Annotated in this window: 11 protein-coding genes; 5 read left to right on the top strand and 6 right to left on the bottom strand. The window is 40.3% G+C overall.

Features of this window, described 5'->3' with window-relative positions; translation table 11 throughout:
- Positions 1 to 65 precede the first annotated feature (65 nt).
- The 6 genes from adeK to sdsA all read right to left on the bottom strand — a co-directional run bounded on the left by adeK (position 66) and on the right by sdsA (position 9846).
- On the bottom strand, positions 66 to 1520 hold the full coding sequence (gene adeK / locus OD757_RS14690) for a multidrug efflux RND transporter outer membrane channel subunit AdeK (RefSeq protein ID WP_263032435.1): 1455 nt from the start codon (positions 1518 to 1520) through the stop codon (positions 66 to 68).
- Entirely contained in the window at positions 1520 to 4696 is a 3177-nt protein-coding gene (gene adeJ / locus OD757_RS14685; protein WP_263032315.1) for a multidrug efflux RND transporter permease subunit AdeJ, read from the bottom strand. Before adeJ ends, adeK begins: the two co-directional genes overlap by 1 nt.
- Before the next feature lie 12 nt (positions 4697 to 4708).
- A complete protein-coding gene (gene adeI / locus OD757_RS14680; protein ID WP_009389667.1) occupies positions 4709 to 5959 on the bottom strand; it encodes a multidrug efflux RND transporter periplasmic adaptor subunit AdeI in 1251 nt (416 codons plus the stop codon).
- Between the two features lie 23 nt (positions 5960 to 5982).
- Positions 5983 to 6609 (bottom strand): phosphatase PAP2 family protein, encoded by a 627-nt coding sequence (locus tag OD757_RS14675; RefSeq protein WP_263032314.1) that lies wholly within the window; start codon positions 6607 to 6609, stop codon positions 5983 to 5985.
- A 184-nt stretch (positions 6610 to 6793) separates the two neighbouring features.
- Entirely contained in the window at positions 6794 to 8854 is a 2061-nt protein-coding gene (locus OD757_RS14670) for a site-specific recombinase (protein WP_263032313.1), read from the bottom strand.
- Between the two features lie 14 nt (positions 8855 to 8868).
- Complete coding sequence (sdsA, locus tag OD757_RS14665; protein WP_263032312.1) at positions 8869 to 9846, bottom strand: All-trans-nonaprenyl-diphosphate synthase; 978 nt, start codon at positions 9844 to 9846, stop codon at positions 8869 to 8871.
- A 443-nt stretch (positions 9847 to 10289) separates the two neighbouring features.
- On the opposite strand from sdsA, the gene rplU reads away from it, so the two are divergent.
- From rplU to serS, 5 genes are all read left to right on the top strand, one after another.
- Positions 10290 to 10601: a 50S ribosomal protein L21 gene (gene rplU, locus OD757_RS14660; RefSeq protein ID WP_004639133.1), complete on the top strand. Its 312-nt coding sequence runs from the start codon at positions 10290 to 10292 to the stop codon at positions 10599 to 10601.
- Between the two features lie 18 nt (positions 10602 to 10619).
- Positions 10620 to 10877 (top strand): 50S ribosomal protein L27, encoded by a 258-nt coding sequence (rpmA, locus tag OD757_RS14655; protein WP_002116037.1) that lies wholly within the window; start codon positions 10620 to 10622, stop codon positions 10875 to 10877.
- Between the two features lie 240 nt (positions 10878 to 11117).
- On the top strand, positions 11118 to 11813 hold the full coding sequence (lolA, locus tag OD757_RS14650; protein WP_009389642.1) for an outer membrane lipoprotein chaperone LolA: 696 nt from the start codon (positions 11118 to 11120) through the stop codon (positions 11811 to 11813).
- A gap of 116 nt (positions 11814 to 11929) precedes the next feature.
- Positions 11930 to 12730, top strand: coding sequence for an RsiV family protein (locus tag OD757_RS14645; RefSeq protein WP_263032311.1), 801 nt, complete (start codon positions 11930 to 11932; stop codon positions 12728 to 12730).
- A 117-nt stretch (positions 12731 to 12847) separates the two neighbouring features.
- Positions 12848 to 14119 carry a serine--tRNA ligase gene (gene serS, locus OD757_RS14640; protein ID WP_009389694.1) on the top strand — a complete coding sequence of 424 codons (1272 nt, stop codon included), beginning with the start codon at positions 12848 to 12850 and terminating at the stop codon, positions 14117 to 14119.
- The last annotated feature ends 40 nt before the right edge of the window (positions 14120 to 14159 follow it).

Raw genomic sequence — 14159 nt, 5'->3', positions numbered from 1 at the left:
ATTCACATGAGATGCAATAAAAAAGCCCACCGAAGTGAGCTTTTATAAATTAAGTTATTTAAAACTTATTGCTTTTTAAGTTCAGCACTTGATGGCTGATTAACCACTGTATCTGAGGTATTTGCTTTTAAACCACCACCTAGAGTTTTGTATAACTCGATTTGGTTGTTTAAGTTAGCTTGTTGAAGCAACAATAAACCTTGTTCTGCTGAATAAGATGAACGCTGTGCATCAAGAACTGTCAAGTAACTGTCAATACCAGCACGGAAGCGGGCATTTGACAGTGTGTAGTTGCGGTTAGTTGCTTCTACTAGACGTTGTTGAGCTGTTAAACGCTCACCAATATTGGCACGAGTTGCAAGCGCATCATTCACTTCGCGGAACGCAGACTGAACTGATTTTTCATAATCAGACAATGCAATTTTCTGATCGGTTTCAGAAATTTTTACATTGGCTTTACGTGTACCCCAGTCAAAGATTGGTAAGTCTAAGCTTGGACCAATCGACCACACAAAGCCACCAGACTTAAATAGATCACTTAAGTCAGTTGATGCATAACCTGCAGAACCCGTTAAGCTAATTGTTGGGAATAAGCGTGCTTTTGCAGCACCAATATTCGCACCAGCAGCGCTTAAGTTATATTCGGCAGCTTTTACATCTGGACGGTTATTAAGCAAGTCACTTGGTAAACCAGCTGTATATACATTTTGTTGAGTAATGCGTTTTACAGGTTGGGTTGGCAACAAGTTTTGTGGAACAGATTGGCCCACTAACAAGTTCAACAAGTTTTGTGCTTGAGCAATCTGTGTTTTGTAGTTTGCTACATCATTACGCGCAGTTTCTACAGAAATCTGTGCTTGACGTAGTGGAACTTCACTGTCGATGCCCACATCAAAACGTTTTTTGTTGAGATTGTAAGAGTCTAGCTGTGCTTTAAGTGTTTGCTCTGCAAGTCTTAAATTCGCTGTTGCGAAAGAATAGTTCAACCACGCTTGTGCCACTTGACTGATCAGACTGATTTGAGTCGAATCACGTGCACTTTGCGTTGAAAGATAACTATCTAATGCAGCATCTTTTAAGCTACGTACGCGGCCCCAAAAATCAAGCTCATAGGCAGTTACACCCAGACCTACTTGATAAGTAGAGTAGGGGTTATTCGGATCACGGCTTTGAGAAACCTGACGAATTGCACTACCACTTGCTCCGATGGTTGGAAGCTGGTTGTTCTGCGTAATTCGATATTGCTGTTGAGCACGTTCAATATTGAGTGTTGCTGTACGTAAGTCGCGGTTGTTGGCAAGCGCCAAATCAATCACTCCAAGTAAACGAGGGTCAGAAAAGAACTGTTTGTAACCCTGTTCAGCAATAGACGTACCAGAAGCGCTGTTATATGCATAGCTTTGTGGTATATCGGTTTTCACGACTGGTTCTGGGCCGCGCATGCTTTGACAAGCTGCCAAAGCAAGCGCAAGTGCAGATACCGCAATGCTACGACCTGAAATAGACCATACTTTTTGCATCACGATTTATGCTCCTGAGTGTTTATGGTTTTTGGTTTGTACTTAAAGATACTACGAATCCACACATAGAATACAGGGATAAAGAAGATACCTAAGAACGTTGCACTGAGTACGCCACCGAGTACACCGAAGCCGACTGAGTGCTGACTTCCTGCACCAGCACCTGTTGAAAGGGCAAGTGGAAGTACACCGAAACCGAAGGCAAGGGTAGTCATGATAATTGGACGTAAACGCATTTTTGAAGCATGTAAGGTTGCATCAAGCAGGTCTTCACCTTTTTCCTGCAATTCTTTTGCGAACTCAACAATCAAGATCGCATTTTTTGCAGAAAGACCGATGACTGCAATCATTGCGACCTGGAAGTAAATGTTATTTGAGAGATTTGGATCTCCTTTAATAATCATACCCAAGTAAGTCAATACGATTGCACCAATAATACCAAGTGGTACTACAAGTAAAACCGAGAACGGAATAGACCAGCTTTCATACAATGCAGCTAAGCAAAGGAAAACGATTAACAATGAAAGCGCATATAAGAATGGAGCTTGAGCACCAGACTCACGTTCTTCAAGTGATAAACCTGTCCATTCATAGTCGAAACCTTGTAAGCCCATAGATGGTAACTTGGCAATAATTTCTTCCATAGCTTTCATGGAATCACCAGAACTTACGCCAGGTGCAGGAGTACCTTGAATGTTAACCGATGACACGCCGTTATAACGTTCAAGACGTGGAGAACCATATGTCCATTCGCCTGTAGCAAATGCAGAGAATGGTACCATTTCACCTTTGTTATTACGTACATACCACTTGTTTAAGTCTTCAGGCATCATACGGCTACCCGAATCACCTTGAACATAAACTTTTTTCACACGACCACGGTCAACGAAGTCATTAATGTATGAACCACCCCATGCAATACGCATCGTGTTGTTAATGTCAGCAATGCTAACGCCCATGGCACCCGCTTGAGCTTGATCTACATTAATTTGATACTGAGGCGTATCTTCTTGACCATTCGGGCGAACACCCACAAGACGTTTATCTTGTGCAGCTAAACCTAAAATTGTGTTACGTGCGGCAATCAGTTTCTCATGGCCTTGACCACTTGAATCTTTAAGTTGCAAGTTAAAACCAGCAGTTACCCCGAGTTCAGGCATTGCTGGAAGCTGTAATGGCATGATGTAAGATGCGTCTTTAACGATCATATTCAATGCCATACCACGCTGAATTAACGCACCAATTTGAGACTCTGGTGAAGTACGTTCACTCCAGTCTTTCAATTTAACGAAGCCAATACCAGCATTTTGACCAACACCTGTGAATGAGAAACCTGAAACGGTGAAAATAGATTCCACTGTGTCTTTTTCATTCATGAAGAAGTTTGTCATGGTATCAACAACTTTATTCGTACGATCAAGTGTTGCATTCGGTGGTAATTGAACAAGTGTCATAACCACACCCTGATCTTCTTCTGGTAAAAATGAAGATGGGAGTTTCTGGAATAAGAACACCAATAGCGCAATCACTACAGCGTAAAGTACGCCAGAGAAGATTTTGCCTTTAAGCATGCGACTAACACCATTTTGGTAGCTATGCGACATGCGGTCAAAACCGTTGTTAAAGCCTCTGAAGAAACGAGCAAAAATATTATTGCTTGGTTCTTTGTTTGGATCATGCTGTTTTAAAATTGTTGCACAAAGTGCTGGCGTAAAGGTTAACGCTACAATTAACGATAGAACCATTGCTGTTACAAGGGTAATCGAGAATTGACGATAGATCACACCAGTTGTACCGCCAAAGAATGCCATTGGTACGAATACCGCTGTCAATACGCTTGTGATACCAATTAACGCACCAGAAATCTGTTGCATTGATCGTGAAGTCGCCGTGACCGGATCGGTATGCTCTTCACTCATGACACGTTCAACGTTTTCGACCACAACAATGGCATCATCGACCAGAAGACCAATTGCCAATACCATAGCGAACATGGTTAAGGTGTTAATTGAGAAGCCAAAGATATTGATGACAGCAAATGTACCTAATACAACAACAGGTACAGCAAGTGTTGGAATAATCGTTGCACGCCAGTTCTGCAAGAACAAGAACATAACAATGAACACTAAAATTACCGCTTCAATTAATGTGTGTACAACACTTTCAATTGAAAGACGAATAAATGGAGTAGTGTCATAAGCCAGTTTATCTGCAAGGCCTGTTGGATAGTTCTTACGTAATTCAGCTAAACGGTGTTCAACAGCTTCAGCGGTATCAAGTGCGTTGGCACCCGTTGCAATTTTAATTGCAAGACCACCAGCAGGTTTACCATTAAACTTCGAATCGAACTGATAGTTATCAGAACCTAGTTCTACACGAGCAACATCTTTTAAACGAACCTCAGCACCTGATGCTGTGTTCTTTAAGAAGATATTTTTAAACTGCTCAGGTGTTTGCAACAAACTTTGCGCATTCACTGTTGCGTTAAGGACTTGTCCTTGTACCGCTGGTGCACCACCTAATTGACCTACAGCAACTTGTGAGTTTTGCGCTTGTAAAGCAGTCGCAATATCACTTGGTGTTAACTGATAGTTGGTTAGTTTTGCAGGGTCGAGCCAGATACGCATTGCGTATGAACCACCAAAGACTTGTACCTCACCCACACCAGCAACACGGCTAAGCGGTTCTTTAATTGATGAGTTTACGTAGTCTTTAATGTCTGAGTCTGAAAGGCTATTATCTGGTGAATAAAATGCAATAACTTGCAAGAAGCTTGCACCAGATTTGGTAACCGTTACACCTTGGCGTTGAACGTCTTCAGGTAAAAGAGCAGTTGCAGATTGCAGTTTGTTTTGAACCTGAACCTGTGCAATATCCGGATCAATACCTTGTTCAAAGTTTAATTGAATAGAGGCCTGACCGTTACCCGCACTGTTAGATGAAATATAACGTAAACCATCTAGACCATTCATTTGTTGTTCAATGATCTGGGTTACGGTGTTTTCAACAGTCTCAGCCGATGCACCAGGATAAGTTGCAGCAATTGTAACTGTCGGTGGTGCAATCGTCGGATACTGTGCAATAGGCATTTTTGTGAGCGTGAGAATACCCGCCAACATAATGACTAATGCAATCACCCACGCAAAAATGGGGCGATGAATAAAAAATTGTGCCATTCAATCTACCCCTTATGCATTTGAAGATGCTTTCTGTTCTGCTTGAGGTTTACCTGATTGAGCCGGTTTTGTAGCATTTGGAGCTGCACCTTGAGGGTTTGCTGGTTGAGCTTGGTAAGGTTTTGCTGAAACTTCTTGCCCTTCTTTAACTTTGGCAACACCATCAACAATCACTTTATCACCAGCTTTAAGACCGTTAGTCACAATCCAGTTTTGTCCTTGAACACCAGAGGTTTCAACAGGACGACTCTCAACAGCACCTTTTGCATTCACAGTCATCGCCATGGCTTGACCTGTCGGTAAACGGGTAATTGCAGCTTGAGGAATCAGATACGCATTTGGAACTACACCCTGAACAATCTGTGCAGTGGTATACATGCCCGGAAGTAACAGATGATTCGGGTTCGAGAATACGGCACGTAAAGTAACTGTACCTGTATCCTGGTTCACAGAAGCATCAGAGAAAGCAAGTTGTCCTTCGATTGGATAGGTTGAACCATCCTCGAGCTTCAATTTCACTTTCGTGTTGTTACTGTTGTTTAAACTGCCTTTGCTGAGCTGTTGACGTAAACGTAATAACTCGGCACTAGACTGGTTAATATCAACATAGATCGGGTCTAACTGTTGAATCGTCACTAATGGATCTGTTTGGTTTGCAGTGACTAAAGCACCAGCTGTTACAGAAGAACGTCCAGACTGACCAGAAATTGGTGAGCGAATTGTAGAATAACCAAGATCTACATTTGCATTCGTTACTTGAGCTCTCGCAGCAGAAACTTGTGCTTCGGCAACATTAACCTGACCAAGTAAATCGTCATATTCTTGTCTAGATACAGCGTTACTCGAAACAAGTTGCTTATAACGGTTGAGCTTGGTACGTAGTGAAGCTAGATTTGCCTGTTGTTGTAAAAGTGATGCTTTTGCATTTTCAAGCGTTGCACGGTTAGTTCTAGAATCCAGTTCATAAAGAGCCTGACCTTCACGAACATAACTTCCTTCAGCAAACAAGCGTTTTAAAATTACACCACTTGTTTGAGGGCGAACTTCAGAAATTTGATATGCTGAAGTACGGCCAGAAAGCTCAACGCTTTGTTCAACACTTTGTGGTTGAGCAACAATAACACCTACTTCAGCAGGCGGCATTTTCTGAGCAGCAGCAGCTTGCTGTTTCTCATCGGAGCCTTTGCCACAACCAACAAGTGCGATACTTGTTGCTAATGCGCAAGCAGTAAGGGCAGGAGCCCAAAGCTTAGCCGACATCATTGTTCCACCTCGTTAGATAAAATCTAAAAATATATTTGTTTTTTACTTAACCTACTTTGTGTTTGTAATAACCAGAGCCAAAGCAGTGCAATCCAAATAAAACCTATGCCCCAACCGGCGAGTACATCTGTTGGAAAATGAACTCCAGCATATATTCTTGAAAGCCCCATGCAGATAAACCAAAGACAGGAAATCAAAATGATATAAGGAGAGTTAGTGTTGGGCTTATGGCATAACATTATCATTGCCAGACAAGCCAGTGTTGATGCATAAACACTGTGTGCACTTGGGAACGATGCACCGTAACTTTCGACAATATGATATACCTGTGGGGGTCTTGGGCGGTCAACACACCATTTGAGCAGCCAACCCATGGTGATACTGCCAATAACTCCCACGCTAATGAAAATAACAGTAATATATTTTTTATACCATGCCTGATAAATACACACCAGAAAGGATAAAAAACATACAAAAGGCATACCACCTATACGTGCTAGAACGATCGTAATAGAGTTAAGATAATCTGAACGATATTCACTCAATATTTGAACGCTGAGAAGATCCAAAGATTGAAGTCTTGGTACAAAAAGACCAAGCACACCTAATCCTAAAAAAATACAACCAATAAAAAGCAACATATAGGGCATGTATATACCTTTGCTTAATTCAAGCAGTGTCCACTACTGAAAGCCGCTAAAAGTGTACTTGCCAGTACACTTTTTTTCAAGCCTGATAGATCATCGTAAATTCATTTTGAAAATTTTTTAACATTTGGAAAAACAATCACAACAAAATTGACGGAATTCACATTTTGTGTACAAAGCAAAATTCTTAGTGCTCCGTCTTTTTTCCACTATTTGTTGTCGTGTTTTCTTCAAGCTCTAGCGGTTGTTTTGGGGGCCAGAAAAAATCGCTTGGTCGAGTCAGAAAATGAGTCATCACCAGTTTGGCTAAAGGTTTCCATTGTTCAAAGCGAACTCGGCGGGCCCGTAGTGCCACAATAATGGTTAAGGTGAAACTCACGAATAAGTTAGTGAGACCAATACATAACACGCCTAAAAAGGACACAATAATCAGTCCGATATCTGGGCTGCCGTTAATTGTCATTAAACCTTGAATAAAGTTAGCCGAAGCAAAGGCAATATGGCGGATATCTAAAGGTAAACCTAAAATAAAGCCTATGGTGCCCATACTCCCTAACATAATCCCGAATAAGAAATTACCAGCTAAAGCGCCTAAGTTACGCTCAATATATTCAGCAAAACGATTGAGACGATCTTGACCAAACCAGTTTGCTAAACGGCGATGTGCTCTTAAGCGTGGACCAACTTTCCGGTAAACAGCCATGTTATCGAAGTATCCAGCAATGAGGCCGGACAAAAATAAGCAAACTCCGGCTACGGCTGCGTGTGGAATTGCCAAAGAGGTGAAAGGATTTAAGCTGTGCAATAAATAAGTTGCTTTAGTATGAGTTAATAAAGGCTCATCAAGATAGAACTGCCAAGCAAAAGTGATGAGTGCTGCAGTAGGGATCGCAATTGAAATATTGCCTAAAATCGCAATGAACTGTGTTCGAATAATATTAATAATAAGCGCTGCCAACTCTGCAATTTGAGCTGTTTTAGAACCTTTACGCTGTTGTACTGTTGCGGCAAGGGCAGCAGCGGTCATTGCAGGTTGTTTGGTTGCAACGGTGAAATGCAGAACATGAATTAGAATGAATCCTAGAGAATAATTCATACTGAAAGTAAAGGCCTGCATGAGCGGAGCCATTGTCATTCTTGCTGCAAGAATTTTTAAAGATGCCATACAAGCAATAATGACGCCCGCTCCAGCAGCAGCTTTATACATGCCCAAGAAACCTTTTGTATCAGTACTTACATAATGTTCACCTGTTCGGCTAGCATTTTCAGTCACTTGAAATGCAATAAGTTCACTTGTTGTGCTTAATAAAGAGCGAACACTTTTTTCACTGTAGTGTGCTTTGGTCAAATCGGAAATAAGATGTCCTAAAGAGACATATTTTCCTTTAGTGTTATCTACAACCAAATAAAGCAGTAATTCAATTCGATCGAGGCACTGTTCAAGTAATGACAATAAGTAAGTCAAACTTAAGCTGACCCCAATTCTTTTGGTAGCACGGCGAATTTTTAAAACGACATCCCGACACTGTTCCAGCATAACAAATGCTTGTGATGCATCCGGAGGGGAAGTGACCGCAATTTCGTGTTCAAAAAGTTCTTGTTTTTTATATTTCTCGATAAACTCAATAATTTCACGGTTCTGAACTAAAAATGGTGATTCATATTCAGTTAGTTCCGGTTGGGCATTAATAAATTCAGGATAAAGGCCGATTCCACTAATTCGATAAGATAAGACGGTAATTGCTTTAATCATTTCACTTTGAATGACAAGCTTTTCGTCTACATTACTTTGGCTTTGCCCAATAACACTGAATAAATTTGCCCAATCTTCATCATCAATATTATTGAGCCAGATTTTGTCACTTTCTAAATAGAAAATTCTACCAATCAATATTTTGAGTTGGCTTGCATCTTCGATTAACGGTAGAAAATGTGCTCCGAGTCTTTGCCCCAGCTGATTCCAGAAACCATCTAAAGACAAAATTCCGCTGTCGGCATATAAGCTAACTTGTTTATAGCGATTAATCAGACTTAATAAAAAAGTTTGTAGCAGGAAGGGAGCTGTAGGTGTGCGTAATAGGCTTTCAATTAAAGCCTGTATTTTTTGCTTAATCTCATCCGTATTATGAGGATCAGATGGACGAATATCATTGACTAACTCAATGAGTAGATTTTCGTCAATGACAGCTTGAGTATCCTCAAGCTGTTTCTGTATTTTTAAAAAATGATCTGAAAAATTTATATGCATAGGCAAAATAATATCTATTGTATTCGATGTAACGCAAGCTGAGTTAAGTTAATCAAAGCCTGACGATATGGTGTAACGGGTAAGTTTGATAGAGCTTGCAGTGCTGCTTCTGTTTCTTCTTGGGCACGTTGGTGGCAATAATCTAAAGCACCAGACTTCTGTACAATTTCGATGACCTGAGATAATTGGTCTACTCCACCAGTTGCAATACTGCGACGAATAATCGCATGTTCTTCACCTGTTGAGTGCGCTAATGCAGAAATTAACGGTAAAGTTGGCTTACCTTCCATTAAATCATCACCGATATTTTTACCTAATGTTTCAGCATCTGACGTGTAGTCTAAAATATCATCAATAATTTGGAATGCATTACCAAAATGACCGGCAAATAATCTTAATGGTTCACGGTACGCTTCTTGTCCAGCCAGAATAGCAGCGCCTTCTGTAGCCAACTCAAATAGGCGAGACGTTTTACCATGAATAATTTTTAAATAAGTTTCTTCTGTTGTATCAGGTTGATGTTGCGATTGAAGTTGGAGTACTTCACCTTCAGCAATTTCACATGTACCTGTTGAAAAGTCTTTCAATAAAGTCATGTTGTTTAAATCGACCAATAAATCAAAAGCACGTGCAATGAGGAAATCCCCGACTAGTACAGCTGTCTGATTGTTCCATGTCGCATTTGCTGTAGGTCGGCCACGACGAAGCCCGGATTCATCTACCACATCATCATGGACTAATGTCGCGGTATGCAACATTTCAATGATTGCGGCCAGACGCTGTGCGTTTGCCATGTTTTCTAAACCACATGCGCGAGCTGCGAGTAAACACATGATTGGACGCATACGTTTTCCGCCAGCCTCAACAACATGTTTGCTGACAGACATGACTAAACCGACTTTTGAGCTAATTCCTTCATTAATCAAGTGATCCATCGCAGCAAAGTCTGAGGCAACAGGCGCAAGAATATCTTGCTTGAAATCGATGACCATATGAAGAAAAACCCCGTATTGGTAGATAAGTGGCGTTAGTGTATCAACTAAAGATGTGTTGCACAGGTTAACAAGTGGCTGATATTAATCATTTCTATTGTCTTTTAGCGTTCTTTGTTTTTTATTTAAGCAAAACATGATATTTCCGGCAAAACAATAAATTTAATGACATCAGCATTAATACAACTTGTTCTTGTCGCAATTTGTGTCTGGAACTGTATTTTAATTTTCATTCAGAATCAATGAAAACTGCTAATTTCCAATCTAAGGTGTCTGTTGATTTTGTAAAAATAGGGGAATAGACGTCACTGATAAATAGAAAATACTTGTCGTTTGATCAAATTTCACTTAAAATCTGTCGCCTTATATAACCCCAGTGGCGATCGTTTTAAGATCGATATATCCCTTATCGGCACGACGACACGGGCTAATTGGAGTACATTATGTACGCAGTAATCCAAAGCGGTGGTAAACAGCACCGTGTAGTTGAGGGTGAAACCCTTAAAGTTGAATTATTGAAAGCTGAATCTGGCGCGACTATTACATTTGATGATGTATTAATGGTTGTAAACGGTGACAGCATTCAAATCGGTGCTCCAGTTGTAGCTGGCGCTAAAGTAACTGCAGAAGTGGTTGGTCATGGTCGTCACGACAAAATCCGCATTATCAAAATGCGTCGTCGTAAACACTACCGTAAACAACAAGGTCACCGTCAATGGTTCACTGAGTTGAAAATTACTGGTATTTCAGGCTAATCACGAGGAGTAAGAGACATGGCAACTAAAAAAGCCGGTGGATCGACGAAGAACGGTCGTGATTCAAACCCAAAAATGTTAGGTGTTAAAGTTTACGGCGGTCAAGCTGTAACTGCTGGTAACATCATCGTTCGTCAACGTGGTACTGAGTTCCACGCTGGTGCAAATGTTGGTATGGGCCGTGACCATACTTTATTTGCTACTGCTGACGGCGTAGTAAAATTCGAAGTGAAAGGTCAGTTTGGCCGTCGCTACGTAAAAGTTGAAACTGTATAAGTTTTAGCTTCAAAAAAAGCCCACATTTTGTGGGCTTTTTTTATGGAATCTAATCTGGTGTATCTTCATCATGATGAATGAAATTCTACAAACAACATGAATAACATAACAAAATATCTTATTTTCTCAATGATTAGCACAGAGTTTGTCGGTTAATATGAGTCTTGAATTAAGAGCTTGCTAAGTTTCATAACTTTGAAAGATGGCAAGTTGTCTTACAGCAACTAAAAAGGTGATGACATGAATATGCTTCGTAAAACTATGTGTGCTATTACACTCAGCGCGTCAGTGCTTGCTCCTGTAATGAGTACTACAGTGTTTGCTGCGCCTGTAGCAGCACCGGAGCAACAGGCAATTGGGAACCTGGTTAATCAGTTATCAGGTTTACAGCGTTTGACTGCCGATTTTGAACAAACAACTAAAGCCAATACAAAAACTGTGGCACAGAAAAAGAGTTTAAGTGCACAGCATATGAACCAGACATTTAAAGGCTCAATGAAAGTCGAACGTCCGGGGAAATTTTATTGGGAAACAGTAAGTCCGTCTAAACAAACAATTGTAACGAGCGGGAAAACAGTTTGGATTTATGATCCAGATTTACAACAAGCTGTACGCCAAAGTTTAGATGATCAGGTTGCAGATACACCAGCGCTATTACTCTCTGGTAACACCAATCAAATTATGAAGTCTTATCGTGTAACGCAACCCGATAAATCAAAGCTCTATTTCACATTATTTCCTAAAAAAGAAGATGGTGCTTTCCAAAGTTTAACTATTAGTTTTGGAGCAAATAAAGCACCTACGCTTATGGTATTGCAAGACTCATTGGGTCAGACCACCTATGTGCGCTTTAATAACGTGAAAGTAAATGCTTCAATTCCAGCATCAGTCTTTAACTTTACGCCACCAAAAGGCACAGATGTTATTGACCAATAATTAATCCTTCTCAAAAAAGCTACCTTTCACGGTAGCTTTTTTTTATATAAGAGAAATAGATACATTTTTTAACCCCGTCTTATTCTTACGCTTTGTATAGTGATAGAGGTAAATTCATGGGGATTATTATGCGACTTTACGATAAAAAAATTATTTGTATTCTTCCATTAATGGCGGCAATGGCAATTGTGAGTGGTTGCCAACCAAAGTCGGCAGCTAAAGAGGATCAGGCTGCTTCGACTGCAAAAGTTAAAGAAACTAAAGACGCTGGTGTTCCTGTAATTCAGGCAAAAGTAATCCCAGTAAAATTGCCGAAATCAAAAGTTTGTTTAGAAGATGGTTGTACTGAGTATGACTTTCAAACAGTACAAACCAATCAAAAGTGGATTAATGATTACTTTACCAATCGTATAAAGAAAGCAGATCCGAATGCTTTTGCAAATTTAGCTGATCAGCCGGTTGATGTACCTGAGGGTGAACCGCGCTCAAGTCAAAGTGCAATTTATGTTCGCTATTTAGGGCAAAATTATAATCTTGCAACCTTTGCATTCCAGACTTATTCGTACTCTGCTGGCGCAGCACACGGTATGTCTCATCAAGAATTTGTGAATTTTGATTTATTAAATAAAAAGCACATTACTGTTGCTGAACTGATTCAGCCAGATGTCGAAAAACAGTTAGTCGATGCACTTTTTGATGCGAATACAAATTGGCTTCAAGAGCACAATATCAGCCGTGAAAAACTGCAACTCAGCGATAATTTCTACTATGGCGCAAATGGGGTTGTTTTTGTTTACCCAATTTACGAGTTGGCTTCTTATGCAGAAGGGATGACTGAATTAACATTGCCATATTCTGAGGCAGCTAAGTTCATTAAATCTGAGTATTTGCCAAGTGTGCCAAACTATAACTTATAAAATAGGTGATCTATTCTACAATTGTGTGAAAGCTATTCGTTATGAAGATGATCACTATATTTTTTAGTGTTAAGGCCTTACACTATAGCCAGTTTTTTACCCATATTATGATTGATTATGATCGACCCTAAGTTACTCAGAAATAATATTGAAGCTGTTAATGCGGCTTTGGCAAAACGTGGTGTTCAATTAGATGTTCAAGAATGGGCTTCTTTAGAAACTCGCCGTAAAGAATTGCAATCAAAAACTGAAAAATTGCAGGCAGAACGTAATGCCGGTGCAAAACAAGTGGGTCAGATTAAAAAATCCGGTGGCGATGCATCTGAAATCATGGCACGTATGCAAGCGATTGGTGATGAAATCAAAGCTGCTGAAGTTGCCTTATCAGAGCTACAAAACGAGATTGAGCAAAAAGCGCTTAGCATTCCTAACTTACCAGATGAATCTGTTCCTGCTGGTAAAGATGAAGATGATAACGTTGAAATTTTAAAATGGGGTACACCTCGTCAGTTTGATTTTGAAATCAAAGATCACACTGATTTAGGCGAGTGGATGGGCGGTTTAGAGTTTGAAACTGCAACCAAATTAACTGGTTCACGTTTTAGCGTATTAAAGGGTTCTTTAGCGCGTCTACAACGTGCCTTAACGCAGTTCATGCTCGATACCCATACTTTAAAGAATGGCTATACTGAAGCTTATGTGCCTTACTTGGTAAATGCTGATTCACTTCGTGGTACAGGCCAATTACCAAAATTTGAAGAAGATTTATTTAAACTTCAGGGTGAAAAAGAATATTACCTCATCCCGACAGCAGAAGTGCCTGTTACTAACTTCGTGCGTGATGAGATTATTGATATTGAGCGCTTGCCATTAAAATATGCAGCGCATACACCATGTTTCCGTAGTGAAGCTGGTTCTTATGGTCGCGATACTCGTGGTTTAATTCGTCAGCATCAGTTTGATAAAGTTGAAATGGTGCAAATCGTTAAACCTGAAACTTCTATGCAGGCCCTTGAAGACCTTACTGCACATGCTGAGGGCATTTTGCAGGCACTTGGTTTGCCATACCGCAAAATTTTGCTCTGTGGTGGTGATATGGGCTTCGGTGCGACTAAAACTTACGACTTAGAAGTTTGGGTTCCAAGCCAAAATACTTATCGTGAAATCTCAAGCTGCTCTAATATGGGGGATTTTCAAGCACGCCGTATGAAAGCACGCTACAGAATGGATCAAAAGAAGACCGAATTGGTGCATACTTTGAATGGTTCAGGTCTGGCAGTTGGCCGTACTTTGCTTGCTGTAATGGAAAATTACCAACGTGAAGATGGTTCTATCGAGATTCCAGAAGTATTACGCCCATATATGGGTGGTTTAACATTTATTGATTAAGCTTTGCATCTAAATTGTGCACGGTTTTTGCTTAACCAAA

The sequence above is a fragment of the Acinetobacter sp. AYS6 genome (assembly GCF_025630795.1).
GTDB lineage: Bacteria > Pseudomonadota > Gammaproteobacteria > Pseudomonadales > Moraxellaceae > Acinetobacter.
The sequence above is the reverse complement of the archived record's forward strand: the minus strand, read 5'-3'. Positions and strand labels throughout refer to the sequence as shown.

What these genes read in the sequence shown, in the direction of transcription:
- lolA (WP_009389642.1), top strand. Translation starts at nt 11,118, where the DNA reads ATGAATATGCTTCGTAAAACTATGTGTGCTATTACACTCAGCGCGTCA.
- adeJ (WP_263032315.1), bottom strand. Translation starts at nt 4,696, where the DNA reads ATGGCACAATTTTTTATTCATCGCCCCATTTTTGCGTGGGTGATTGCA.
- adeI (WP_009389667.1), bottom strand. Translation starts at nt 5,959, where the DNA reads ATGATGTCGGCTAAGCTTTGGGCTCCTGCCCTTACTGCTTGCGCATTA.
- OD757_RS14670 (WP_263032313.1), bottom strand. Translation starts at nt 8,854, where the DNA reads ATGCATATAAATTTTTCAGATCATTTTTTAAAAATACAGAAACAGCTT.
- sdsA (WP_263032312.1), bottom strand. Translation starts at nt 9,846, where the DNA reads ATGGTCATCGATTTCAAGCAAGATATTCTTGCGCCTGTTGCCTCAGAC.
- adeK (WP_263032435.1), bottom strand. Translation starts at nt 1,520, where the DNA reads ATGCAAAAAGTATGGTCTATTTCAGGTCGTAGCATTGCGGTATCTGCA.
- serS (WP_009389694.1), top strand. Translation starts at nt 12,848, where the DNA reads ATGATCGACCCTAAGTTACTCAGAAATAATATTGAAGCTGTTAATGCG.
- OD757_RS14645 (WP_263032311.1), top strand. Translation starts at nt 11,930, where the DNA reads ATGGGGATTATTATGCGACTTTACGATAAAAAAATTATTTGTATTCTT.
- OD757_RS14675 (WP_263032314.1), bottom strand. Translation starts at nt 6,609, where the DNA reads ATGCCCTATATGTTGCTTTTTATTGGTTGTATTTTTTTAGGATTAGGT.
- rpmA (WP_002116037.1), top strand. Translation starts at nt 10,620, where the DNA reads ATGGCAACTAAAAAAGCCGGTGGATCGACGAAGAACGGTCGTGATTCA.
- rplU (WP_004639133.1), top strand. Translation starts at nt 10,290, where the DNA reads ATGTACGCAGTAATCCAAAGCGGTGGTAAACAGCACCGTGTAGTTGAG.